Source organism: Streptomyces sp. NPDC026246, assembly GCF_055567995.1.
Window position 1 is genome coordinate 790,590 of the sequence record NZ_JBVHPJ010000001.1, and the last position, 21,633, is coordinate 812,222.

Here is a 21,633-nt window from a genome sequence, read left to right on the forward strand (position 1 = left end):
GATCCTCCGCGCGGCATCGCGTGCCGGTCACCGGCCGGGTGAGGCATGGAGGCGCCGCGAAGATGCCCGTGGAGGCATTGACCGTGTCAGTCGAGTTCAACCACACCATCGTCCTCTCCCGCGACCGGGAGACGTCCGCCCGTTTCCTGGCCGGGATCCTGGGGCTCGAAGTAGGCGCCCCGACCGGGGTGTTCCTGCCGGTGAGCACCGCCAACGGCGTCACGCTGGACTTCCTCACCATCGACGCCGACATCCCCATGCAGCACTACGCGTTCCTCGTCTCCGAGGACGAGTTCGACGCGGCCCTCGACCGTCTCGTCGAGGCGAGGATCCCGATCCAGGCGGACCCGCACGGCAACCACCCCCGCCGCATCAACCGCAACGACGGCGGCCGGGGCGTCTACTTCCTCGACCCCGCCGGCCACGGCCTGGAGATCATCACGCGCCCGTACGGCAGCGCCCCGACCTCCCCGCTGAACGGCGTCACGGAGGACGTGCCCGGGGCGGTCTGACCCCGGACCGGGGACGGGCGCGCGTCCGCGCGTCCGTCCCCGACGCGTGCGGGCCCCTGGCCGGTCCGGCCGCTAGCCCACCGGCTGCGACGCGCTCTCGGCGAGGTCCGCCTTCCGGGGCAGCAGAAGCGGAGTGGCGAGGAGCAGACCGCCCGCCAGGGCGATCGCCGGACGCGGGCCGGTCAGGCCGGCCAGGACGCCCCACAGCGCGGTCGTCGCGGCGGTGGTGGCCTTGCCGGTGGCCGACCAGGCGGCGAGCGTACGGGTGACCCGGTCCGCCGGCGTGCGGTCCAGCCGGCAGGTGGCGAGCACCGGGTTGAACACGCCGCAGCAGGCGATCAGCCCGAACTCGGTCACCATGACCAGGGCCAGTCCGGGCATGCCCGGGCCGGTGCAGGCCAGCCCCAGCGACCAGCAGGCCCGCAGCGTCCCCGCGCCGCGCAGCACCCGCTCGCGGCCGTACCGCGCGACCAGGCGCGGGGCCGCGCGCGAGCCGAGCAGACCCCCGGTGCAGGGCACGGCGAAGGCGAGGGCGTACTGCCAGGGGGCGAAGTACAGGTCGTGGACCATCAGGACGAGCAGCGGGGGCGAGGCCGCCATGATCAGGGAGTTGGCCAGGACGGTGTTGCGGAACAGGGGCCGCAGGACCGGGTCGGCCAGGATGTGGCGCCAGCCGTCGAGGAGTTCACCGGCCCGGAGGCGGGACGGCGGCTGCGCACGGGGGGCAGCCCGGGCATCCTCCGCCGCATCGATCGCCCGGATGCCGAGCGCCGACAGCAGATAGCTCACCGCGTCGGCCACCACCGTCGCCACCGGGCCGAACAGGCCGATCGCCACACCGCCCAGGGGCGGCCCCACCATGCTGGCGGTCCAGTTCGTCGCCTCGAAGCGTCCGTTGGCGACCAGCAGGTGCTCGCGCGGCACCAGCGACTTCACCAGCGCCCCCGCCGCCGCGTTGAACGTGATGTCGGCCGCCGCGACGGCCACCGACACCAGCAGCAGCTGACCCAGGCCCAGCCGGCCCAGGACGAACGCCACCGGCACGCTCAGCAGCACCGCGCATCGCAGGAGGTCGGCGGCGACCAGCACGGGCCGCTTGGGGCGCACCTCCACCCAGGGCCCCAGCGGCAGGGACACCAGCGCGCCGACCGCCGGTCCCACCGCGGCCAGCAGCGACACCTGCGCCGGCCCGGCGTCCAGCGCCAGGACCGCGATCAGGGCGAACGCGTCGAACGCGAGCCAGGTCCCGGCCGTGCTGACCGCGTACGCACCCCACAGCCACCGAAACTGCCGCCCCAGCGACGGCCCGCCCGCCATACCCGGCACACACTCCCCGCTCCCGCGGACGACCCGGTGTCGACCGCGAGCCATCCAAGCGGGGAGGGCGAGAGGCGATCAAACAACCGCTCCCCGCCCGCCCACAACCGCTCGTTGTGCCGGGGGGACGGGCTCGGTCGCGCCGCCGCTCAGCGCCGGTAGAGGCCCACCAGCGTTCCGTCCGCGAGACGGTTCTTGTCCACCTCCTCGTGCACCTGTTCCGCGCGCGGCGCGTCGGGCAGGACACACGGGCCGGACAGGGCGTAGAGCCGGAAGCAGTAGTGGTGGGCGTCGTCCCCGGGGGGCGGGTGCGGCCCGCCCCACCCCGGCTGGCCGAAGCCGTTGACGAGTTCCGTGCCACCGGGCGGGCAGTGCCCAGCCTCGACGCCGTCGCTGTGCGGATCGATGCCGACCACGACCCAGTGCGCGAAGGTTCCCGAGGGCGCGTCGGGATCCTCGCAGAGCAGGACCAGTTCCGCCGCGTCGTCCGGTACGCCGCTCCAGGCCAGCGGCGGAGAGAGGTTCGGTCCCTCGTAGGAGTACCGGCGCGCGAGGTAGGAGTGGTCCTCGAACGCGTCGCTGCGCAGTTCCATACCGGTCATGCGGCCCGGGGTACCCGCCCGGCCGGGCGCGGACACGCGCCCGGCGCATGACGCTCCCGCCGTCTCCTCAGGCGCTCACCCGCACCGCGCACGACCAGCCGTACGGGTCCGGGCCGATCCGCAGCTCCTCCCAGGCCACCGCCGTCGGGACCCGGCCCGTGATCGCCACGTCCGCGACACCGGCGACGGCCAGGCGCACGTCCAGACCGCCGTCGGCCTCGTCGGCCTCCACGTCGACGGGGATCTCGCCGTACTCCTCCAGCCGGCGGATGATCTCGTCGAGCAGGCCGGCCAGGAGGTCGTCGTCGCTGGCGTCGGCGAGGCGCACCCGGCCCGTGGCGGTGGGGCGCACACCGGAGACGTCCGCGAAGGTCTCCACCATCGCCAGGACCGCCTCCGCAAGGCAGTGCTCGCGGCACGCCGCCCACGCCTCGATCCGGACGTCACCGGGATGCGGCACCGTACGGTGCCCACACTCACCCGGCCGCCGCCCCTGCCCGCCGTCACTCGTGTCACCGCCCATGCACACCGCCTGCCCGAACCTGTCCCACCCATGCGGCGACCACCCGGACGGCCGCGGACCGGGGCGTCAGCGACACGGTTCGCGCCACCGTGGGGGAGGGGCGTGTAGGGATGAGTTCCCACCCCCTGCACCAGGAGCGCCAGTGAACGTCTCGCTGTCCGTGTGGCTGCTGACCGTGGCGGCCCTGTGCCTGCTCGTCGGCGTGGACTTCCTCATCGGCCGCAAACCGCATGACGTGTCCCTCAAGGAGGCCGGGACCTGGACCGTGGTGTGGGTGGTCCTGGCCGTGCTGTTCGGGGTCGGTCTGTGGATCGTCGGCGGGGGCGGGCCCGCCGGCGAGTTCTTCGCCGGCTACCTCACCGAGAAGTCGCTGAGCGTCGACAACCTCTTCGTCTTCGTGCTGATCATGGCCAAGTTCGCCGTGCCCTCGCAGTACCAGCAGCGGGTGCTGATGGTCGGGGTGCTGATGGCCCTGGTGCTGCGCGGCGTGTTCATCGCGGCCGGAGCGGCGATCATCTCAACCTTCTCCTGGGTCTTCTACCTCTTCGGCGCCTTCCTGATCTGGACCGCCTGGAAGCTGATCGAGGACGCCCGCAAGGAGGAGCACGAGGAGGAGTACCAGGAGAACAAGCTGCTGAAGCTGGCCGAACGGCGCTTCGGCGTCGCCGACCGCTACCACGGCACCAAGCTGTTCGTCACCGAGAACGGCAAGCGGGTCATGACCCCGATGCTGGTCGTGATCCTCGCGATCGGCATGACGGACGTGCTGTTCGCCCTGGACTCCATCCCGGCGATCTACGGCCTCACCCAGGACCCGTACATCGTGTTCACCGCGAACGCGTTCGCCCTGATGGGCCTGCGCCAGCTGTACTTCCTCATCGGCGGCCTGCTCAAGAAGCTGGTGCACCTCTCCTACGGCCTGTCGGTCATCCTGGGCTTCATCGGAGTGAAGCTGTTCCTGCACGCCCTGCACGAGTCGGGCGTGCCCGTGCCGGAGATCGGCATCCCGTTCTCGCTGGCCTTCATCGTGCTGGTCCTGGCCGTGACGACGTTCACGAGCCTGCGCGCCTCGAAGCGGCAGCAGGCAAAGGAGGCGGCCCGGGACGACGCGGGCCCCCGGTAGGGCCCGGCGAGCCCCGCGGTCACACCACGCCGTCCGCGCGCAGCGCCTCGACCTCCTCGTCGGTGCGGCCCAGTTCGCCGAGGATCGCCGCCGTGTGCTCGCCCACCGCCGGCACCGGGTCCATGCGCGCGGACAGCCCCGCGAGGTCGGCCGGCGGCAGCAGCGCCTCGACCGTGGCGCCCGGCACCCCCACCTCGGTCCAGCGGCCGCGGGCCGCCAGCACCGGATGGTCGAGGAACGCCGCGACGTCGTTGACCCCGGCGCACGCGATGCCCATGCGCTCCAGGTCCTTCAGGATCTCGTCCGACTCCGAGCGGGCGAATCGCTCGGCGACGACGGCGTCGAGCTCCCCGCGGTGCGCGACGCGGTCGGAGGCGGTGGCGAACCGCGGATCCACGGCCAGCTCCGGCCGGCCGAGGAACTCCGCGCACAGCGCGGCCCACTCCCGCTCGTTCTGGACGGAGAACAGCACGTCCCTGCCGTCGGCGGCGGTGTACGTCCCGTACGGCGCGATCGTGGCGTGCTGCGTACCCAGGCGCGGGGGCTGCCCGCCGCCGTACCGGGTGTAGTACGCGGGCTGCCCCATCCACTCCGCGAGCGCCTCGAACAGGGACACCTCCACCGGGTGGGCCTCCCCGGTGGTGGCACGCGTGTACAGGGCCGTGAGGACGCCGCTGTAGGCGTACATGCCGGCGGCGATGTCGGCCACCGAGATGCCCGTGCGGGCGGTCCCCTCGGGCGTGCCCGTCAGCGACACCAGCCCGGTCTGGCACTGCACGAGCAGGTCGTACGCCTTGCGGTCGGCCCACGGGCCGGTGGTGCCCCAGCCGGATATCGTGCACGGGATCAGACCCGGGCGGCGCTCGGTGACCGTCGCCGCGTCGAGCCCGAGCCGGGCGGCGGCCCCCGGGGCGAGGTTCTGCACGAACACGTCGGCGCCGTCCAGAAGGTCGTGCAGGACCTCCCGGCCGCGCGGGTCCTTCAGGTCGAGGGTGAGGGACTCCTTGGAGCGGTTGAGCCACACGAAATAGCTGGAGTGGCCGTGCACCGTCGTGTCGTACCGGCGGGCGAAGTCGCCGCCGCCCGGCCGCTCCACCTTGATCACACGCGCGCCGAGGTCGGCGAGCTGCCGGGTGGCGTAGGGCGCGGCCACGGCCTGCTCGAGGCTGACCACCGTGACCCCGGCGAGGGGGTGGCGCTGCTGCACGCTCATGCCTCTGGCTCCTGAACCTCGTAGGGACGGCGCCCGCACAGTCTGCCCCAGGGGAACCGCGGCGGCGCGGGCCGGGCGGTGCGGTCCGGCGCAGGGGGCCGCTACGGAACGGACTCCGCCGCGGCGTCCGCCTCCGGGGCGGGACCCGCGTCCCGGGCCAGTTCCGCGGCGAACTGCGCACCCGCCAGCAGGGCGAGGTTGGACAGCCACAGCCACACCAGGAAGACGACGGCACCGGCCAGCGAGCCGTACAGCTTGCTGTACGTGCCCAGCGTGGAGGCGTACGCGGAGAAGCCCGCGGAGACGGTCAGCCACAGCAGGGCGGCCAGCACCCCGCCCGGCAGACTGAGCCTGCGCCGCCGCGCCTCGACCGGGCCGGTGTGGAAGACGACCACGACCAGCAGGGCGACCAGGCACAGCAGGACCGGCCAGCGCAGCAGGCTCCAGGCCCAGGCCGCGGTGGAGTCCAGCCCCAGCGCCCGGCCCACGGCCTCGGCCAGCGGTCCCGTCAGCAGCAGCGTGAGCGAGCCGACCAGGAGCAGCCCGAGCAGCACCAGCGCGGTGAGCAGGATCCGGTGGGCCCGGCGCCAGGGCGAACGCCGGTCCGTCAATCGGTGCATGGCGTGCAGGGCGCGGCGGAACACCGCCAGATAGCTGGTCGCCGACCACAGCGCGCTGGCCGCGGCGACCGCCATCAGCGACCAGGCGGCGCCCCCGGTGCCCAGCGCCCGGCTCAGCACGGCGTGCAGTTCCGGCCCGGACTGGGCGGGTGCGTACGCGCTGACGTGCGAGACGAACTGGGCGGCCGTTCCGGGGCTGACCATGCCGAACGCCAGGACCGTCGCGGGCAGGCTGGGCAGTACCGCCAGGATGGCGTAGTACGTCAGCGCCGCCGCGTAGTCGGAGACGTCGTCGTTCCACAGCGACACCGGGGTGCGGCGCAGCGCCGGCCACCAGGCGGCCCGCAGGCGAGGGCGGGACACTCCCGCCGCCCGTGTCTCAGCGGCCATGGGACGTCCGGTGCACGGGAGTGGTGCCCGGGCGGCGCCCGTGGCCCGGACCGCCGGCGCCCTCCGGGGCACGGGTGCCGTCCGGGCGGGTGGGCAGCCCGCCGGGGGCAGGGCCGGGCGGACGCACCCGGGTCGCGCGCAGCCTGCTCATGCCGTGCCACCTCTCCACCCGTCACCACCGGGACCGCTCCTGTCGGCGCTCGTGCCCCCGCAGCGCCGCTTCACGCGGACGCAGACATCGGTTCCCGGCCGCCGGCGAGGCTCCGTCCGCCATCCGGGGGCTTGCCCCGCAACCGCGGTGGCCGGAAACGTGTCTCTCAACGCGGCCGGACCGCTCCGCCGGGGGGCGGGGCTTCACAAGGCCTCGGGGGGCTGGGATGGACGGATGGGCGGTGCCCGGATACACCGAGTCGCTGGAACTCGGGTCGGGGGCGAGCGGGCGGGTCGTGCTCGCCGTGCACCAGGAGACCGGCGTGCCCGTGGCCGTGAAGTACCTCAGCGAGTCCCTGCGCACCCGGCCGGGCTTCGTGCGCGGCTTCCGGGCGGAGGCGCGGCTGCTGGCCGGCCTGGACAGCCCGCACGTCGCCGGGCTGTACGAGTACGTGGAGAGCCCGGACGGCGCCGCCATCGTGATGGAACTGGTGGAGGGCGTCTGCCTGCGCGCCCTGCTGAAGAGGCGGGGCCCGCTGGAACCCGAGGCCGCACTCGCCGTCCTCAAGGGGTCGCTGCTCGGTCTGGCCGACGCCCACCGCGTGGGCGTCGTCCACCGCGACTACAAGCCGGAGAACGTCCTGGTCGTGCCGGACGGAACCTCCACGCTCGTCGACTTCGGCATCGCGGTGGACGCCGGCACCAGCGGGGGCGTGGCGGGCACCCCCGCCTACATGGCCCCCGAACAGTGGACCGGCGCCCCCGCCTCTCCCGCCGCCGACGTGTACGCGGCGACGGCCACCTTCTTCGAGTGCCTGACGGGGCACAGGCCGTTCCCGGGCGACAACCTCGCGGAACTCGCGTTGCAGCACGTCGACGCCCCCGTCCCCGCCGAGGAGGTCCCCGGGGCGGTGCGCGACCTGGTGCGCCGCGGCCTCGCCAAGGACCCGGACCAGCGGCCCGCGGGAGCCGAGGCGTTCGTCGCGGAGCTGGAAGCCGCCGCGGGCGCCGCCTACGGCGAGGACTGGGAGCGGCGCGGCCGCGCAAGGCTCGCCGCGCTGGTGGCCCTGCTGCCGCTGCTGCTGCCGTCGAACCGCGGCACGCCCCGCACCGCCACCGACACCGCGCGCACGGTCCTGCACCGCGAACCGGGAGCCAGCGGCGCCCGGGCATGGCTGCCCGGCCGCACCGGACTGCTCGTCTCCGCGGCCGCCGTGCTCCTCGGCGCCCTGCTGACCCAGGGGCTGTCGTACGACCCGGGGGCCGACGCGCAAGGGGCGGCGCAGGCCCTGGCGACCACCGGAGCCGGGCCCGGGACGGGGTCCGGGGCTTCTCCCGCTCCGGCGGAATCGCCCCTGTCCCCGTCGTCCTCACCCACCGCGTCCGGCGCCGCCTCGCCGGAACCCGGTGTCTCCACCCCGGGCCCGGAGGGCACCGGCGCCTCGCCGGGCGCCACCGGCGCGACGGATCCCGTCACGGCGGCACCGCCCGCCGTGACGTCCGACCCGGCCACCCCGACGACCACCGCCCCCGCCACCCCCACCGGTCCGACCGCGCCCGCCACACCCGCGCCCGCCGTCAAGGACGTCACCGTGTCGGCCTGGCGGCAGACGGGCCCCGCCACCGCCACGGCGACCGTCGAGGTCACCACCGACGGCACCGGGCCCGTCACGATCACCCTCACCTGGTCCACGGGCGACACGGTGGGGCAGCCGGGGGCGGGGGACGGCACGCCCCAGACCTTCGAGCGCAGCGGCGCCACCCGGTACACGCTCACCGTCGACCACACCTTCGGCGGCAGCGGCTGCTACTGGACGGTGCGGGCGACGACGTCCCCGGCCGCCCAGGGCGGCGGCGCCTCGCAGCAACTCCTCACCAGGCGGTGCGACCTGCGATGACCGCACACGACGACGACCGTCCCGCCGCACCCGGCGCGGAGTACGCGGAGTACGCGGAGTACGCGGAGTACGCGGAAACCGTGCCGCTCGTCCCCCCGGCCGACACAGGTCAGGCCGAGACCGTGTGCCTCACGCACGCGGCCGACGCCGGACAGATCGAGACCGTGTGCCTCACCCACGCGGCCGACGCCGGACAGATCGAGACCGTGTGCCTCACCCATGCGGCCGACGCCCCCCGCCCCGGGACCGTGCCGCTCACGGGTTCGGTCGGGGCCGCGCGTCCCGAGACCACCCCGCCCCCCGACTCGGCCGCCGCCGAGTACAGCGCCACCGTGCTGGCCAGCCACTGGGTGCAGCGCCCCGACCCGGACCGCACCCTGGTGGCGCAGCCCTGCGCACCGGAGACCGCGGCTGCGGAACCCGACCGCGTCGAGGGGACCGTGCTGCGCTTCGGCCCCGGTGTCACCGCCGCCGGCCGCACCTACCGCACGCTCCCCCCGCTGCCGCAGCGCCCCGCACCGGCGGGGCGGCGCCTGCGCCGGCACGCCCTGCCCGTCCTGGTCCTGCTCTGCGTCCTCGCGTTCGTCGCCTGGCAGCGCCTCGGCCCACCGCTCGCGGTCGGCTCCGTGACGGTCACCGCCCGGCCCACCGCGCTGGGCTGCGACGGCACGGCGGACATCACCGGCCTCGTCACCACCAACGGCCGTCCGGGCACGCTGTCCTACCGCTGGGTCCGCAGCGACGGCACCTCGTCCGGCGTGCTGAAGGAGGAGCTGGTCCGGGGCCGGACGCAGGCACGCCTGCACCTGCGCTGGACCTTCCAGGGCCAGGGCGAGCGAGAGGCCCGCGCCGAGTTGCGCATCCTGTCCCCGGCCCCCCGCACGGCCGCCGCCGGTTTCACGTACTCCTGCCGCTGACGGCCGGTCACCCGGCCACGCCGTTCCCCGTTCCCGGGCCGGACTGCCCGGTTGCGGTACGCGCGCGGGGGCACCCGCGGCGGCGTCCGGGCCCCGGGCGCTCAGGACCGCCCGGGGCCCGTCGATGCCGCCGGGCCGCTGCGGGAGACGACGCGGGTTCCCCGGCCGTCCACCACCCGGACCTGCAGCGAGCCGCACCCGCAGCGGGTCCACTCCGTGCGGCCCGCCGCGGTGGCGTGCCGCGACAGCACCCGGAACGGCTCTCCACCGTCCGGCCACCCGCAGTGCGGGCAGGCACCGGCACCTGCGCTGGTCATGACCGACTCCTCGTCTTCCAGGGGCTGTTGGGCCGTCGCGACCCGACCAGCGTGCGCCGAGGGCTACGTACACGTCCAGGTTGACTTTCCGGACCGCACTGTGAAGCCTGACCTGCATGATCGACCTGCGCCGACTGCACGTCCTGAGGGCGGTCGCCCACTACGGCACGGTCACCGCCGCCGCCGGGGCCCTGCACGTCACCCCGTCCGCCGCCTCCCAGCAGATCCGTCAGCTCGCTCGTGAACTCGGCGTGGACCTGCTGGAACCGCAGGGGAGGGGTGTCCGGCTCACCCCGGCCGCCGAGAGCCTGCTGGCGCACGCGGACGCCATCCAGGCCCGCTGGGACCGGGCCGAGCTCGACCTGCGGGCCGAGCAGGGGGCACCGTCCGGGGTGCTGCGCGTGACCGGCTTCCCCGTGGCCGTGACGGTGCTGCTGGCGCCGCTGGCGGTCCGGCTGGGGGAGCTGCACCCACGGCTCGCGGTCCGGATCACCGAGGCGGGTGTGCCGGAGAGCTTCGACCGGCTCTTCGAGGGCGACACCGATCTGGCGGTCGTGGAGGTGACGCCGCACAACCCGCCGATGAGCGACGCCCGCTTCGACCAACGGCCCCTGCTGGACGACCCGTACGACCTCGTCGTGCCGGAGGGGCACCGGCTGGCCGGGCGGGGCCCGGCCGATCTCGCGGAGGTGGCCCGGGAACCGTGGATCGCGCCGCTGCCGCAGAGCCCCTGCCGCCCCCACGTCATGTCCGCCTGCGGCGCCGCCGGGTTCACCCCGGACATCGTCCACCACGCCCTCGACTGGAACGTCACCGCCCACCTGGTCGCCGCGGGCCTCGGCGTCGCGCTCGTCCCCCGCCTGGCCCGCCTCAACCCGGACCTGCCCCTCAGCCGGGTCCCCTGCACCGGCAACCCCCACCGCAAGTTCGTGTCCTGCGTCAGGAGCGGCGCCGACGCCCGTCCGGCCGTGGCGGCCGCCCTGGCCGAACTCAGCGAACTGGCGTCCTCGGTGGCGAGCTGACGTGCGGCCCCGGTCCGCACCTCTGCGCGGAGTGCCGGCGGCCCGAACCCACTTCTGCGCGGTGTGCCGGCGGCCCGGACCCGTCAGCGGCCCGGCGCCCCGACCCGGAGCGCGTCCATGACCAGGTCCAGCAGGCGGGTCGCCCGGGGCTGCCAGTCGCTGTGCGGATCGAGCGTCCACAGGCCGCCGATGGCGAGGAACAGGTCGTCCACCGTGACCCCCGGGCGGATGGTGCCGGCCTGTTCGGCGGCCCGCAGCAGGCACTCGGCCGCCTCCGTCACCGGGGCGTGGCCCGGCTTCTGCGCGCCGGGTGCGCCGGTGGCCTGCCGGATCGCGTCGGCCAGCCCCGCCTTGGTCATGGCGAACCGGGCCAGCGCGTCCATCCACTCACGCAGCGCCCGGTCGGGTTCCCGGCCGCACAGCAGCGTGGCCGCGGTGTCGGCGACCTGCTGCATCTCGTGGCGGTAGATCTCCAGGACCAGGGCCTCGCGGGTGGGGAAATGGCGGTAGAAGGTCCCCTGTCCCACGCCGGCCTTCTTGGCGATCGTGCTCAGCGGGGTGTCGGACGAGCGGGTCAGTTCGGCCAGGGCCACCTCCAGGATGCGCGCGCGGTTGCGCTGCGCGTCCGAGCGCAGGGGCACTTCCCTGTTCTGGCCCACGGACCCTCCTCGCGGTGATGGCCGAAACCCGGTCCTTGTTAAGCGGACAGTTGTCCGTTACGTTTCCGGGTAACGGACAACTGTCCGCTTGTTCCCATCGTATCGGCGTGCCGCCCGTGCGGGACAGCCCGGGGCGGCCGGACGCGGCCCACCTGCCCCGCATCCTGCCCGCTCGCGCACCGGCGCCGCCAGCCGCGGCGCCCACGCCCGACCCCGACCCGCCTCACCACGTGAGAGAGAAGGCTTCCATGGCCTCATCGACGTCCAGCGACCTCACCCTGTCCGTCAACGGCGAGAAGTACACGCTGACCGTCGACCACCGCACCACCCTGCTCGACGCCCTGCGGGAACGGCTCGACCTGACCGGCACCAAGAAGGGCTGCGACCAGGGGCAGTGCGGCGCCTGCACCGTCCTGGTCGACGGCCGCCGCAGCGTGGCCTGCCTCCAGCTGGCGGTCGCGGCCGAGGGGCGCGAGATCACCACCGTCGAGGGCGTGGCCGACGGCGACCGGCTGCACCCGGTGCAGCAGGCGTTCCTCGACCTCGACGGCTTCCAGTGCGGTTACTGCACCCCCGGTCAGATCTGCTCGGCCATCGCCGTCATCGAGGAACACGCCGCGGGCTGGCCGAGCGCCGCCACCGCCGACCTGCGGCCGGAGGCGGGACCACCGCCCCTGACCCCCGAGGAGATCCGCGAGCGGATGAGCGGCAACCTGTGCCGCTGCGGCGCGTACGTGTCCATAGTCCAGGCCGTGGCCCGCGCCGCCGAGGCGAACGGAGCGGCGGCATGAGGGAGTTCGGCTACCACCGCGCCTACGACGTGGCCGGCGCGGTCGCGCTGCTCGACGGCGACACGGACGCCCGCTTCCTGGGCGGCGGCACCAACCTGGTCGACCTGATGAAGACCGGCGTCGAACGGCCGGCCAGGCTCGTCGACGTGCGCGAACTGCCGCTGGACCGGATCGAGTCCACGCCCGAGGGCGGACTGCGCATCGGCGCCACCGTCACCAACAGCGACCTGGCCGCCCACCCCGAGGTCCGGCGCCGCTACCCGGCCCTGGCCCAGGCGGTCCTGGCCGGCGCCTCCGGGCAGCTGCGCAACATGGCCACGGTCGGCGGCAACCTGCTGCAGCGCACCCGCTGCGGCTACTTCACCGACGTCAACTCACCCTGCAACAAGCGCGATCCGGGCAGCGGCTGCCCCGCCCTCACCGGTGAGCACCACAATCACGCCATCCTCGGCGCCTCCGGTCACTGCGTCGCCACCCACCCCTCCGACATGGCCGTGGCCCTGACCGCCCTCGATGCCCGCGTGTCCTACGAGACGGCGGACGGACCCGGCGAGCTGCCGATCGCCGAGCTCTACCTGCCGGTGGGGGAGACACCGCACCGGGAGACCGCCCTGCCGCGAGGCGCCCTCGTCACCGCGGTCACCCTGCCGCCCGGCGCCACGGCGGCCAACTCCCGCTACCGCAAGGTGCGCGAGCGTGCCTCGTACGCCTTCGCCATCGGTTCGGTCGCCGCCGCCCTCGACCTCAGGGACGGCGTCGTGCACGACGTGCGCCTGGCCTTCGGCGCCGTGGCCTCCCGGCCCTGGCGGGCGGTCGAGGCCGAACGCGTCCTGACCGGCGCCCCGGCCGGCGCCGAGACCTTCGCGGCCGCCGCGGACGCCGAACTGGCGGCCGCCCGGCCCCTGCCCCGCAACGGATACAAGGTGACCCTGATGCGCAACCTCGTCGTGGCCGTCCTCAGCGAACTCGCCGAGGAGGCCGCCCGATGACCACCGCCACCACCGGCCGGTCCGCCGCCCGGCGGGTGACCGGCACCGCCCACACCCGGGTGGAGGGCCGTGACAAGGTCACCGGCGCGGCGCGGTACGCCGGAGAGATCCCCTTCGCGGAACTCGCCCACGGCTGGCTCGTGCTGTCCACCGTCGCCCGTGGCCGCGTCCGGGCCCTGGACATCGACACGGTGCTCGCGATGCCCGGCGTGCTCACCGTGCTCACCCACCACAACGCCCCGCGCGTCGAAACCGACTTCGTCGGCATGATGGGCACCCCGCCGGATCCCGGCACCGCCCTCTTCCAGCACGACCGGGTGCCCCACCTGGGCTGGCCGGTGGCCCTGGTCGTCGCCGAGACGTCCGAACAGGCCCGGGAGGCCGCCGAGTCGCTCGTCGTGCACTACGCCGAGGAGCCGCACGACGTGGCGTTCTCGGCGGGGCGTGAGGCCGAGGCGTACGCGGTCGACGGGCACATGCCGGCCGCGGTGGAGAAGGGCGACCTGGACCGGGAACTCGCGGCCTCCGCCGTCGTGGTGGACGCCGCGTACACCACCCCGGAGGAGCACCACAACCCGATGGAGCCGCACGCGGCGACCGCCCGCTGGGAAGGCGGCCGGCTGGAGGTCGTCGACTCCAACCAGGGCACCCAGTGGGTCGCGGGGGAGCTCGCGAACCTGTTCTCCCTCGACCCCGGGTCCGTGCGGGTGCGCTCCGAGCACGTCGGCGGCGGTTTCGGCAGCAAGGGCGTACGCGCCCACCAGGTGGCCGCCGTGATGGCCGCGACCGTGCTGCACCGGCCCGTGCGGGTCGTCATGACCCGCCGTCAGATGTTCTCGCTCGCCGGCTACCGCAGTCCCACCGCCCAGCGCGTCCGCCTCGGGGCCGATCCGGACGGGCGGCTGCGCGCCCTGGAGCACCGCTCGCTGAACCAGACCTCGACCGTGCACGAGTTCGTCGAGCCGAGCGCCTCGGCCGGCCGGTCGATGTACGCCGCCGACGCCCATCACACGGTCAGCCGGCTGGTGCGGCTCGACGTCCCCACCCCGACCTGGATGCGCGCCCCGGGCGAGGCGCCGGGCTCGTTCGCGCTGGAGTCGGCGCTCGACGAACTCGCCGAGAAGTGCGGTGTCGACCCGATCGACCTGCGCCTGCGCAACGAACCCGCCGTGGGTCCGGTCTCGGGACTGCCGTTCGCCGGGCGGAACCTCATCGCCTGCTTCCGGGAGGGGGCCCGCAGGTTCGGCTGGGCGGAGCGCGACCCGCGCCCGGGCGTGCGCCGCGAGGGGCGCTGGCTGCTCGGCACGGGCACCGCGGCCGCCTCCTTCCCGGCGATGGCCATGCCCTCCACGGCCTCAGTGACGGCCGAGGCCGACGGCACCTTCACGGTCCGGATCAACGCCGCCGACATCGGCACCGGCGCCCGGACCGCGCTCACGCTGGTCGCCGCCGACGCCCTGGAGGTGCCCACCGATCGCGTGCTGGTGCGGATCGGCGACAGCGACCTCGGCCCCGCGATGATCGCCGGCGGTTCCGCGGGCACCCGGTCCTGGGCCTGGGCCGTCACGGCCGCGGCGGCGGAACTGCGCCGCGGCCTCGCGCCCGGCGCGGAGATCCCGCCGCAGGGCATCACCGTACGGTCGGACACGACGGAGGCCGTCGGCGCGCTCGCGCAGAAGGAACGGCACTCCTTCGGGGCGCAGTTCGCCGAGGTCGCCGTCGACCCGGCCACCGGGGAGGTCCGGGTGCGCCGCATGCTGGGGATCTTCGCGGCCGGCCGGATCGTCAACCCGCTCACCGCCCGCAACCAGCTCGTCGGCGGCATGATCTGGGGCCTGTCCATGGCTCTGCACGAGGAGGCCGTCCGGGACCCGGCGAGCGGCGGTGTCTACGGTGCCGACCTGGCCGGCTACCACGTCGCCGCGCACGCCGACGTCCCGCACGTCGAGGCCGACTGGGTCGACGACCCCGACCCCGACGACCCGGTCGGCATCAAGGGCATCGGCGAGGTCGGCATCGTGGGGGCGGCCGCCGCCATCGCCAACGCGGTGTGGCACGCGACCGGCGTGCGCCACCGCGACCTGCCGATCCGGCCCGACCGCGTCCTGGCGGCGGGTGGCGATGCTTGATCTGGCCGGGGCCCTGCACGCCTGGGCCGAGGAGGGCCGGGACTTCGCCGTCGCCACCGTCGTCGCCGTCGGCGGGAGCGCCCCGCGCCCGCCGGGGGCGGCCCTGGCCGTCGACGCCGGAGGCGCGGCGCTCGGCTCGGTCTCCGGGGGCTGCGTCGAGGGCGCCGTGTACGACCTGTGCCGCCAGGCCCTGCGCGACGGCGAGCCGCTGACCGAGCGGTTCGGCTACAGCGACGAGGACGCCTTCGCCGTGGGGCTGACCTGCGGCGGGACGATCGACGTGCTGGTCGTCCCGTACTCCGCGGGGCGGCCGGTGCACGCGGCCGCGCTGTCCGCCGCGGCGGACGGTGAGCCGGTGGCCCTGGCCCGGGTGGCCCGGGGCCCGGCCGGACTGCTCGGCCGGGCCCTGCTGGTCCGTCCCGACGGCTCCTGCGAGGGCGGACTCGGCGGCGGAGCGGAGCTGGACCGCACCGCGCGCGCCGAGGCCGGTGCGCTGCTGGACGCGGGCCGGACCGGCACGGTGGAGCTCTCCGAGGACGGCACGCTCTGCCCGGGGGGTGTCACCCTGCTCGTGGAGTCGGCCGTGCCGCCGCCCCACATGATCGTCTTCGGCGCGATCGACTTCGCGGCGGCGCTCGTGCGGGCGGGGCGGTTCCTCGGCTACCACGTCACGGTGTGCGACGCCCGGCCGGTCTTCGCCACCCGGGCCCGGTTCCCGGACGCCGACGAGGTCGTCGTCGACTGGCCCGACCGGTATCTGCGGCGCACGGGCACCGACGCGCGCACGGTGCTGTGCGTGCTGACCCACGACGCCAAGTTCGACGTGCCCCTGCTGACGGAGGCGCTGCGCCGGCCGGCCGCCTACATCGGCGCCATGGGCTCGCGCCGCACCCACGAGGACCGGGAACGGCGGTTGCGGGAGGCGGGCGTCGGCACGCGCGAGCTGGCCCGGCTGAGGTCCCCGATCGGGCTGGACCTGGGCGCCCGTACGCCCGAGGAGACCGCCGTGTCCATCGCGGCGGAGATCATCGCTCAGCGGCACGGCGGCACGGGCGCCCCGCTCACCGGCACGGCCGCCCCGATCCACCGGCCGGACAGGCAGCCGCAGCCGGCCTGAGCGGTCCGCCCGCGGCAGGGCGCGGACACGCCGGAGGGGCCGGGACCGTCGACGGTCCCGGCCCCTCCGGGCGCGGGGGTGCGGGCGGGGTCAGGCCGCGGCCGGCTCCGTGACGAAGCCCTGCAGGTGGCTGATGACCTCGGTCAGCTGTCCGGCGACCTCGGCGTCGTCGGCCGGGTGCGTCTCGGCGAAGCGGGTCACCGAGCCGGGGATGGAGAGCTTGACGTCCTCCAGAACCTTGCCGCCGGCGATGCCCACGGCCTTGCGGGTCTCGTCGTGCGCCCAGACACCGCCGTACTGGCCGAAGGCGGTGCCGATGACGGCGACCGGCTTGGCGCTGAGGGCACCGGCGCCGTACGGGCGGGACAGCCAGTCGATGGCGTTCTTCAGCACGGCCGGGATGGTGCCGTTGTACTCGGGCGTGAAGAGGATCAGGGCGTCGGCGGTACCGGCGGCCTCGCGCAGCTTCGCGGCGGCGGCCGGGACGCCGCCCTCGACGTCGATGTCCTCGTTGTAGAAGGGGATCTCGGCGAGGCCCTCGAACAGTTCCACCTCGGCCCCCTCGGGCGCGAGCTTGACGGCCGCCTCGGCGAGCTGGCGGTTGTGCGAACCGGCGCGCAGGCTGCCGACGAGGGCGAGGATACGAACAGACATGCTGACTCCTACGTAAGGAAAGGGTGCTCTCAAGCTGAGGTCGCGATCCGGACCGGGGTCCGCTTTTTCGTTTGTAGCATCCTAACCGGACCGCGGTCCAGTTTTGTTCCCGATGCTTTACGCTGGCTTCATGTCCGCCGTTCCACCGCCCCTGCCGACGCCCCAGGAGCCCGTCGACCACCCCGAGCTGCTCCAGCTCGGCCCCGCCCTGGAGGCGGACGAGCCCTGCCTGCGCGCCGACGCCGCCCGCAACCGCGCCCGGCTGCTGGAGGCCGCCGCCCGGCTGGTGGCGGAGCGCGGCGCGGACGCCGTCACGATGGAGGCGGTCGCCGCGGCGGCCTGCGTCGGCAAGGGCACGGTCTTCCGCCGCTTCGGCGACCGCACGGGCCTGCTCACGGCGCTGCTCGACCACTCCGAGCGGAAGTTCCAGGCCGCGTTCCTCTCCGGCCCGCCCCCGCTCGGACCGGGAGCGCCGCCGGTGGAACGGCTGCGGGCGTTCGGCCGGGCGTCGCTGCGCAGGTCGGCCGACGAACTGGAACTGCAGCTGGCGGCCGAGCCGGACGCCGGGCGCCGCTTCGTGGCCCCGCCCCGCCGCGTCCTGCAGCACCATGTGGCGATGCTGCTGCGGCAGGCGGTCCCCGAGGCCGACAGCGAGCTGCTCGCCCACACCCTCATGGGCCAGCTCGACCCGGCCCTGATCCACCACCTGACCAGGCAGCGCGGCCTGCCCCTGGCCCGGCTGGAGGCGGCCTGGACGGACCTGGTCGACCGGGTGACGGGGACGGGCGCCACGAGCTGAGCGCGCCTCGCGCCGGACCGGGAGCGCTCACGGCATCCTCACAACTCCCCCGGCGGAAGCGCGCGTTGGGGCTTCTGCCAAGATGCCGTACGTCATGGTGCAGATACCGAAAACGCCCGCGCCCCCGACCCCGTCGCGCTCGGTGCCCACGAGCGCGGACGTGGCCCGCCTGGCCGGCGTCTCGCGCGCGACCGTCTCCTACGTCCTGAACAACACCGGCGCCGTGCGGATCAGCGAGCCCACCCGGCGCCGCGTCCACGACGCCGCCAGGGAACTCGGGTACGTCCCGCACGCGGCGGCCCGCAGCCTGCGCGCCGGGCACAGCCGCATGGTGCTGATCCCCGCGCCGACCTTCCCCGTCGGCCCCCTCTACAGCCGGTTCCTCACCGACCTCCAGGGAGCGCTCGGCGCCCTGGACTACACGGTCGTGCAGTACGGCACCGGCGGCCCGCACGGGGACGAGGCCGCCCGCGCCTGGGCCGAGTTGCGGCCCGTGGCCGTGCTCGTGCCCGGCTCCGGACTCGGCCCGCGCGGTGTCGCCGTGCTCAAGCGCTCCGGCGCCCGGGCCGTGGTCACCCTCGGCCCCGAGACCATCGAGGGCGCGCACGCCCTGCTCATGGACCACGACGTCGTCGGGCACAGCGCGGGCGCCCACCTGTACGACCGCGGCCGGCGCCGGATCGGCGTGGTCGTCCCGCAGGAACCGGGCCTGGACGCGTTCTCCGCACCCCGGCTCGACGGGGTGCGCCAGTCCGTGCGCGGCACGGACGCCACGGTCACCGAACTGCCGCTGGCCTACGACGAACAGGAGGCGGCGCGGCTCGCCGCCCGCTGGCGGCACCTCGGCCTGGACGCGGTGTTCACGTACAACGACGAGTACGCGATGCTGCTGATGCGGGCCCTGCAGGACGAGGGTGTGCGCATCCCCGAGGAGACGGCCGTGATCGGCGCCGACGACCTCGTCCTGGGACGGCTGCTGCGGCCGCGGCTGAGCACGGTCCGGCTGAAGCTGCCGTCGGGCCGGGAACTGGCCGAACTGGTCGACCGCGCGGTCCGCCGGCCCGGCACCGAACCGGAGACCCACAAGGTGCTGGGTGCGACGGTCCTGCACCGCGAATCGAGCTGACCCCCGGACCGGCCGCGGGGGCTCGGGCCGGGCGGCCGGGCCCCGCCCGGGGGACGGGGCTCCCCGCGGGTCACTCGCCCGGCTGCTGGGCCTGCTGCTGGGCGATCGCCTTGCGGACCTCGTCCATGTCCAGGTTCCGGGCCTGCCCGATGACGTCCGTCAGGGCGGCCTCGGGCAGGGCTCCCGGCTGGGCGAACACGGCCACCTGGTCGCGCACGATCATCAGCGTCGGGATCGACTGGATGCCGAAGGCCTCGGCCAGCTCCGGCTGCGCCTCGGTGTCCACCTTGCCGAACACCAGGTCCGGGTTCTCCTCCGCCGCCTTCTCGTAGACCGGCGCGAACTGCCGGCACGGCCCGCACCAGGACGCCCAGAAGTCGATCAGGACGAACTCGTTGTCGGTGACCGTCTGGTCGAAGTTCTCCTTGGTGAGCTCCACGGTGCTCATGGCGTTCATCCCTCTTCCTGGTGTGGGGTCAAGCCGTCGGCACAACACGGCCGGCCGGGCACGTATTCCGCGCCCCTACCCATGTGGCCAGGGCGCACACCACCCACCAGACTGACCCCATGACGGAAACGGAAACCAACACGTACGACGTCGTGGTCCTCGGGGCCGGGCCCGTGGGGGAGAACGTCGCCGACCGCACCCGCGCCGCCGGGCTGACCACCGCGGTCGTGGAGAGCGAGCTGGTCGGAGGCGAGTGCTCCTACTGGGCGTGCATGCCCAGCAAGGCCCTGCTGCGGCCGGTCATCGCCCGCGCGGACGCCCGGCGCGTGCCCGGGCTCCGCCAGGCGGTGCAGGGCCCCCTCGACTCCGCCGCGGTCCTCGCCCACCGGAACTACTACACCTCCGACTGGCACGACGACGGCCAGGTCCAGTGGCTGGAGTCCACCGGCGCCGACCTCCACCGCGGGCACGGCCGGCTCTCCGGCCCCCGCACGGTCACGGTCACCCGACCCGACGGCACCGAGACCGTCCTGAGCGCCCGGCACGCCGTGGCCGTCTGCACCGGCACCCGCGCCGCACTGCCCGCCCTGCCCGGCATCGACGCCGTCAAGCCGTGGACCAGCCGGGAGGCGACCGGCTCCCAGGCCGTGCCCGGCCGTCTGATCGTCGTCGGCGGCGGGGTGGTCGCCGCCGAGATGGCCACCGTCTGGCAGGCCCTCGGCTCCCGGGTGACCATGCTCGTCCGCGGCAAGGGCCTGCTGCCCCGCATGGAGCCCTTCGCCGGGGAACTCGTCGCCGAGGCGCTCACCGAGGCGGGCGCCGACATCCGCACGGGCGTCTCGGTGGAGTCCGTGACCCGCGAGAACGGCACCGTCGTGGCCGTCACCGACCAGGGTGAGCGCATCGAGGCCGACGAGATCCTCTTCGCCACCGGCCGCGCCCCGCGCACCGACGACATCGGGCTGGACACCATCGGTCTCGACCCCGGCAGCTGGCTGCCGGTCGACGACAGCCTCCGCGTGAGGGGCCACGACTGGCTGTACGCGGTCGGCGACGTCAACCGGCGCGCCCTGCTCACCCACCAGGGCAAGTACCAGGCCCGCATCGCCGGCGCCGCCATCGCCGCCCGGGCCACCGGCGAGGAGCCGGCGGCCGAGCCCTGGGGAGCGCACGCGGCGACCGCCGACCACGGCGCCGTCCCCCAGGTGGTCTTCACCGACCCGGAGGCGGCGGCCGTCGGGCTGTCGCTCGCCGAGGCGGAGCAGGCCGGGCACCGCGTGAAGGCCGTCGACGTGGACATGTCCTCCGTCGCCGGGGCGGGCCTGTACGCCGACGGCTACAAGGGCCGCGCCCGCATGGTCGTGGACCTGGAGGACGAGATCCTGCGCGGGGTCACCCTGGTCGGCCCCGGCGTGGGCGAGCTGATCCACTCCGCGACGATCGCCGTCGCCGGGCAGGTCCCGGTCGGCCGCCTGTGGCACGCCGTTCCGTCCTATCCGACGATCAGCGAGGTGTGGCTGCGCCTGCTGGAGGCCTACCGGGACGCCTGACCTACGGCAGTGTGAAGCCGAGCGCCCGGGCGGCCGCCTACGGCAGTGTGAAGCCGAGTGCCCGGGCGGCCGCCTCCGGCGTCGGCTGCGCCCAGCGCTCGGCCGCCGCCTGGTTCGACGACAGGGACCGCGGCTCGGCGCGGTCCAGGTAGAGGATCCCGTCGAGGTGGTCCGTCTCGTGCTGCACGATCCGGGCGGGCCAGCCGGTGAACACCTCGTCCAGGGCCCGCCCGTCCTCGTCCCGGGCGGTCAGCCGCACCTGGGCGGGCCGCGCCACCACCGCCTGGTAGCCCGGCACGCTCAGGCACCCCTCGAAGAACGCCGCCCGGGCGTCACCGGCCGGTTCGCAGGAGGGGTTGACCAGCACCCGGAACGGCTGCGGCACCCGTCCCCGCGCGAGCCGCACCTCCTCGGGCACCGGTGCCGGGTCCTCGATCACCGCGATCCTGAGACCGACACCGACCTGCGGCGCGGCCAGCCCCACGCCGGGTGCCGCCCGCATGGTCACCCGCAGCGCCTCGACGAACCGGGCGAACAACTCCGGGCCCAGCTGGCCGTCGTAGGGCTCGGCGGCACGCCGCAGCACCGGATCTCCCGCGGCGACGATGGCCAACGGGCCGCCAGCGGCGAGGAGTTCCTCCACCCGCTCGGCCAGGGGTGCGTGTTCGCTCGGAGTTCCCATCGCGCCAGGATGACACGGCACCCCCCACCCTCGTGTGGCGCACATCACACACCCCTGCCGGGAACTGGACGGCCCCGCGCCCCGA

Annotated in this window: 22 protein-coding genes; 12 read left to right on the plus strand and 10 right to left on the minus strand. The window is 74.9% G+C overall.

Annotation, left to right across the window (positions count from 1 at the left end; all coding sequences use genetic code 11):
- The first annotated feature begins 83 nt into the window (after positions 1-83).
- Entirely contained in the window at positions 84-512 is a 429-nt protein-coding gene (locus ACZ4M5_RS03395) for a VOC family protein (RefSeq protein ID WP_467732553.1), read from the plus strand.
- 72 nt (positions 513-584) lie between these two features.
- Here ACZ4M5_RS03395 and ACZ4M5_RS03400 read toward each other — a convergent pair whose 3' ends face one another.
- The 3 genes from ACZ4M5_RS03400 to ACZ4M5_RS03410 form a co-directional block, all read right to left on the minus strand.
- The gene (locus ACZ4M5_RS03400) at positions 585-1,829 is read right to left on the minus strand and encodes an MFS transporter (protein WP_467732555.1); all 1,245 of its coding nucleotides are present in this window, start codon (positions 1,827-1,829) and stop codon (positions 585-587) included.
- A 149-nt stretch (positions 1,830-1,978) separates the two neighbouring features.
- Complete coding sequence (locus ACZ4M5_RS03405) at positions 1,979-2,431, minus strand: YbhB/YbcL family Raf kinase inhibitor-like protein (RefSeq protein ID WP_467732557.1); 453 nt, start codon at positions 2,429-2,431, stop codon at positions 1,979-1,981.
- A gap of 67 nt (positions 2,432-2,498) precedes the next feature.
- Complete coding sequence (locus ACZ4M5_RS03410) at positions 2,499-2,954, minus strand: archease (RefSeq protein WP_467732559.1); 456 nt, start codon at positions 2,952-2,954, stop codon at positions 2,499-2,501.
- Positions 2,955-3,096: 142 nt separating this feature from the next.
- Between ACZ4M5_RS03410 and ACZ4M5_RS03415 the strand changes: the two genes are divergently transcribed.
- On the plus strand, positions 3,097-4,077 hold the full coding sequence (locus ACZ4M5_RS03415; RefSeq protein ID WP_467732561.1) for a TerC family protein: 981 nt from the start codon (positions 3,097-3,099) through the stop codon (positions 4,075-4,077).
- 19 nt (positions 4,078-4,096) lie between these two features.
- Here ACZ4M5_RS03415 and ACZ4M5_RS03420 read toward each other — a convergent pair whose 3' ends face one another.
- Both ACZ4M5_RS03420 and ACZ4M5_RS03425 read right to left on the minus strand, forming a co-directional pair.
- Complete coding sequence (locus tag ACZ4M5_RS03420) at positions 4,097-5,290, minus strand: CaiB/BaiF CoA transferase family protein (RefSeq protein ID WP_467732563.1); 1,194 nt, start codon at positions 5,288-5,290, stop codon at positions 4,097-4,099.
- Between the two features lie 101 nt (positions 5,291-5,391).
- Complete coding sequence (locus tag ACZ4M5_RS03425; RefSeq protein WP_467732565.1) at positions 5,392-6,300, minus strand: YihY/virulence factor BrkB family protein; 909 nt, start codon at positions 6,298-6,300, stop codon at positions 5,392-5,394.
- Between the two features lie 377 nt (positions 6,301-6,677).
- Here ACZ4M5_RS03425 and ACZ4M5_RS03430 point away from each other — a divergent pair, with 377 nt between their 5' ends.
- Complete coding sequence (locus ACZ4M5_RS03430) at positions 6,678-8,348, plus strand: serine/threonine-protein kinase (protein ID WP_467732567.1); 1,671 nt, start codon at positions 6,678-6,680, stop codon at positions 8,346-8,348.
- The gene (locus ACZ4M5_RS03435) at positions 8,345-9,265 is read left to right on the plus strand and encodes a hypothetical protein (protein WP_467732569.1); all 921 of its coding nucleotides are present in this window, start codon (positions 8,345-8,347) and stop codon (positions 9,263-9,265) included. The genes ACZ4M5_RS03430 and ACZ4M5_RS03435 overlap by 4 nt, the downstream gene beginning before the upstream one ends.
- Positions 9,266-9,366: 101 nt before the next feature.
- Here the strand turns inward: ACZ4M5_RS03435 and ACZ4M5_RS03440 are convergent, their stop codons facing one another.
- On the minus strand, positions 9,367-9,582 hold the full coding sequence (locus ACZ4M5_RS03440; RefSeq protein WP_467732571.1) for a hypothetical protein: 216 nt from the start codon (positions 9,580-9,582) through the stop codon (positions 9,367-9,369).
- 116 nt (positions 9,583-9,698) lie between these two features.
- On the opposite strand from ACZ4M5_RS03440, the gene ACZ4M5_RS03445 reads away from it, so the two are divergent.
- Positions 9,699-10,604 (plus strand): LysR family transcriptional regulator, encoded by a 906-nt coding sequence (locus ACZ4M5_RS03445; RefSeq protein ID WP_467732573.1) that lies wholly within the window; start codon positions 9,699-9,701, stop codon positions 10,602-10,604.
- Between the two features lie 83 nt (positions 10,605-10,687).
- Here the strand turns inward: ACZ4M5_RS03445 and ACZ4M5_RS03450 are convergent, their stop codons facing one another.
- Positions 10,688-11,263 carry a TetR/AcrR family transcriptional regulator gene (locus tag ACZ4M5_RS03450; RefSeq protein WP_467732575.1) on the minus strand — a complete coding sequence of 192 codons (576 nt, stop codon included), beginning with the start codon at positions 11,261-11,263 and terminating at the stop codon, positions 10,688-10,690.
- Positions 11,264-11,511: 248 nt separating this feature from the next.
- Between ACZ4M5_RS03450 and ACZ4M5_RS03455 the strand changes: the two genes are divergently transcribed.
- The 4 genes from ACZ4M5_RS03455 to ACZ4M5_RS03470 are packed head-to-tail and all read left to right on the plus strand — an operon-like array spanning position 11,512 to position 16,289.
- Positions 11,512-12,054, plus strand: coding sequence for a 2Fe-2S iron-sulfur cluster-binding protein (locus ACZ4M5_RS03455; RefSeq protein ID WP_369197944.1), 543 nt, complete (start codon positions 11,512-11,514; stop codon positions 12,052-12,054).
- Positions 12,051-13,043 (plus strand): FAD binding domain-containing protein, encoded by a 993-nt coding sequence (locus tag ACZ4M5_RS03460; RefSeq protein ID WP_467732578.1) that lies wholly within the window; start codon positions 12,051-12,053, stop codon positions 13,041-13,043. Before ACZ4M5_RS03455 ends, ACZ4M5_RS03460 begins: the two co-directional genes overlap by 4 nt.
- Positions 13,040-15,172, plus strand: a complete 2,133-nt coding sequence (locus tag ACZ4M5_RS03465) for a xanthine dehydrogenase family protein molybdopterin-binding subunit (RefSeq protein WP_467732580.1) — start codon at positions 13,040-13,042, stop codon at positions 15,170-15,172. Before ACZ4M5_RS03460 ends, ACZ4M5_RS03465 begins: the two co-directional genes overlap by 4 nt.
- Positions 15,165-16,289, plus strand: coding sequence for an XdhC family protein (locus tag ACZ4M5_RS03470; protein WP_467732582.1), 1,125 nt, complete (start codon positions 15,165-15,167; stop codon positions 16,287-16,289). Before ACZ4M5_RS03465 ends, ACZ4M5_RS03470 begins: the two co-directional genes overlap by 8 nt.
- A gap of 90 nt (positions 16,290-16,379) precedes the next feature.
- Here ACZ4M5_RS03470 and ACZ4M5_RS03475 read toward each other — a convergent pair whose 3' ends face one another.
- The gene (locus ACZ4M5_RS03475; RefSeq protein WP_467732584.1) at positions 16,380-16,943 is read right to left on the minus strand and encodes an NAD(P)H-dependent oxidoreductase; all 564 of its coding nucleotides are present in this window, start codon (positions 16,941-16,943) and stop codon (positions 16,380-16,382) included.
- A gap of 130 nt (positions 16,944-17,073) precedes the next feature.
- Here ACZ4M5_RS03475 and ACZ4M5_RS03480 point away from each other — a divergent pair, with 130 nt between their 5' ends.
- Together ACZ4M5_RS03480 and ACZ4M5_RS03485 are read left to right on the plus strand one after the other, a co-directional pair.
- Entirely contained in the window at positions 17,074-17,742 is a 669-nt protein-coding gene (locus ACZ4M5_RS03480; RefSeq protein WP_467732586.1) for a TetR/AcrR family transcriptional regulator, read from the plus strand.
- A gap of 82 nt (positions 17,743-17,824) precedes the next feature.
- Positions 17,825-18,868 (plus strand): LacI family DNA-binding transcriptional regulator, encoded by a 1,044-nt coding sequence (locus ACZ4M5_RS03485; RefSeq protein WP_467732588.1) that lies wholly within the window; start codon positions 17,825-17,827, stop codon positions 18,866-18,868.
- Positions 18,869-18,938: 70 nt separating this feature from the next.
- On the opposite strand, the gene trxA is transcribed toward ACZ4M5_RS03485, so the two are convergent.
- Complete coding sequence (trxA, locus tag ACZ4M5_RS03490; protein WP_333936520.1) at positions 18,939-19,325, minus strand: thioredoxin; 387 nt, start codon at positions 19,323-19,325, stop codon at positions 18,939-18,941.
- A gap of 110 nt (positions 19,326-19,435) precedes the next feature.
- Here trxA and ACZ4M5_RS03495 point away from each other — a divergent pair, with 110 nt between their 5' ends.
- Positions 19,436-20,866, plus strand: a complete 1,431-nt coding sequence (locus ACZ4M5_RS03495) for a dihydrolipoyl dehydrogenase family protein (protein ID WP_467732591.1) — start codon at positions 19,436-19,438, stop codon at positions 20,864-20,866.
- 37 nt (positions 20,867-20,903) lie between these two features.
- Here ACZ4M5_RS03495 and ACZ4M5_RS03500 read toward each other — a convergent pair whose 3' ends face one another.
- Positions 20,904-21,548: a peptide deformylase gene (locus ACZ4M5_RS03500; protein ID WP_467732593.1), complete on the minus strand. Its 645-nt coding sequence runs from the start codon at positions 21,546-21,548 to the stop codon at positions 20,904-20,906.
- Positions 21,549-21,633: the final 85 nt, after the last annotated feature.

What these genes read in the sequence shown, in the direction of transcription:
- ACZ4M5_RS03400 (WP_467732555.1), bottom strand. Translation starts at nt 1,829, where the DNA reads ATGGCGGGCGGGCCGTCGCTGGGGCGGCAGTTTCGGTGGCTGTGGGGT.
- ACZ4M5_RS03405 (WP_467732557.1), bottom strand. Translation starts at nt 2,431, where the DNA reads ATGACCGGTATGGAACTGCGCAGCGACGCGTTCGAGGACCACTCCTAC.
- ACZ4M5_RS03410 (WP_467732559.1), bottom strand. Translation starts at nt 2,954, where the DNA reads ATGGGCGGTGACACGAGTGACGGCGGGCAGGGGCGGCGGCCGGGTGAG.
- ACZ4M5_RS03420 (WP_467732563.1), bottom strand. Translation starts at nt 5,290, where the DNA reads ATGAGCGTGCAGCAGCGCCACCCCCTCGCCGGGGTCACGGTGGTCAGC.
- ACZ4M5_RS03425 (WP_467732565.1), bottom strand. Translation starts at nt 6,300, where the DNA reads ATGGCCGCTGAGACACGGGCGGCGGGAGTGTCCCGCCCTCGCCTGCGG.
- ACZ4M5_RS03430 (WP_467732567.1), top strand. Translation starts at nt 6,678, where the DNA reads ATGGACGGATGGGCGGTGCCCGGATACACCGAGTCGCTGGAACTCGGG.
- ACZ4M5_RS03435 (WP_467732569.1), top strand. Translation starts at nt 8,345, where the DNA reads ATGACCGCACACGACGACGACCGTCCCGCCGCACCCGGCGCGGAGTAC.
- ACZ4M5_RS03440 (WP_467732571.1), bottom strand. Translation starts at nt 9,582, where the DNA reads ATGACCAGCGCAGGTGCCGGTGCCTGCCCGCACTGCGGGTGGCCGGAC.
- ACZ4M5_RS03445 (WP_467732573.1), top strand. Translation starts at nt 9,699, where the DNA reads ATGATCGACCTGCGCCGACTGCACGTCCTGAGGGCGGTCGCCCACTAC.
- ACZ4M5_RS03455 (WP_369197944.1), top strand. Translation starts at nt 11,512, where the DNA reads ATGGCCTCATCGACGTCCAGCGACCTCACCCTGTCCGTCAACGGCGAG.
- ACZ4M5_RS03460 (WP_467732578.1), top strand. Translation starts at nt 12,051, where the DNA reads ATGAGGGAGTTCGGCTACCACCGCGCCTACGACGTGGCCGGCGCGGTC.
- ACZ4M5_RS03465 (WP_467732580.1), top strand. Translation starts at nt 13,040, where the DNA reads ATGACCACCGCCACCACCGGCCGGTCCGCCGCCCGGCGGGTGACCGGC.
- ACZ4M5_RS03470 (WP_467732582.1), top strand. Translation starts at nt 15,165, where the DNA reads ATGCTTGATCTGGCCGGGGCCCTGCACGCCTGGGCCGAGGAGGGCCGG.
- ACZ4M5_RS03475 (WP_467732584.1), bottom strand. Translation starts at nt 16,943, where the DNA reads ATGTCTGTTCGTATCCTCGCCCTCGTCGGCAGCCTGCGCGCCGGTTCG.
- ACZ4M5_RS03480 (WP_467732586.1), top strand. Translation starts at nt 17,074, where the DNA reads ATGTCCGCCGTTCCACCGCCCCTGCCGACGCCCCAGGAGCCCGTCGAC.
- ACZ4M5_RS03485 (WP_467732588.1), top strand. Translation starts at nt 17,825, where the DNA reads ATGCCGTACGTCATGGTGCAGATACCGAAAACGCCCGCGCCCCCGACC.
- trxA (WP_333936520.1), bottom strand. Translation starts at nt 19,325, where the DNA reads ATGAACGCCATGAGCACCGTGGAGCTCACCAAGGAGAACTTCGACCAG.
- ACZ4M5_RS03495 (WP_467732591.1), top strand. Translation starts at nt 19,436, where the DNA reads ATGACGGAAACGGAAACCAACACGTACGACGTCGTGGTCCTCGGGGCC.
- ACZ4M5_RS03500 (WP_467732593.1), bottom strand. Translation starts at nt 21,548, where the DNA reads ATGGGAACTCCGAGCGAACACGCACCCCTGGCCGAGCGGGTGGAGGAA.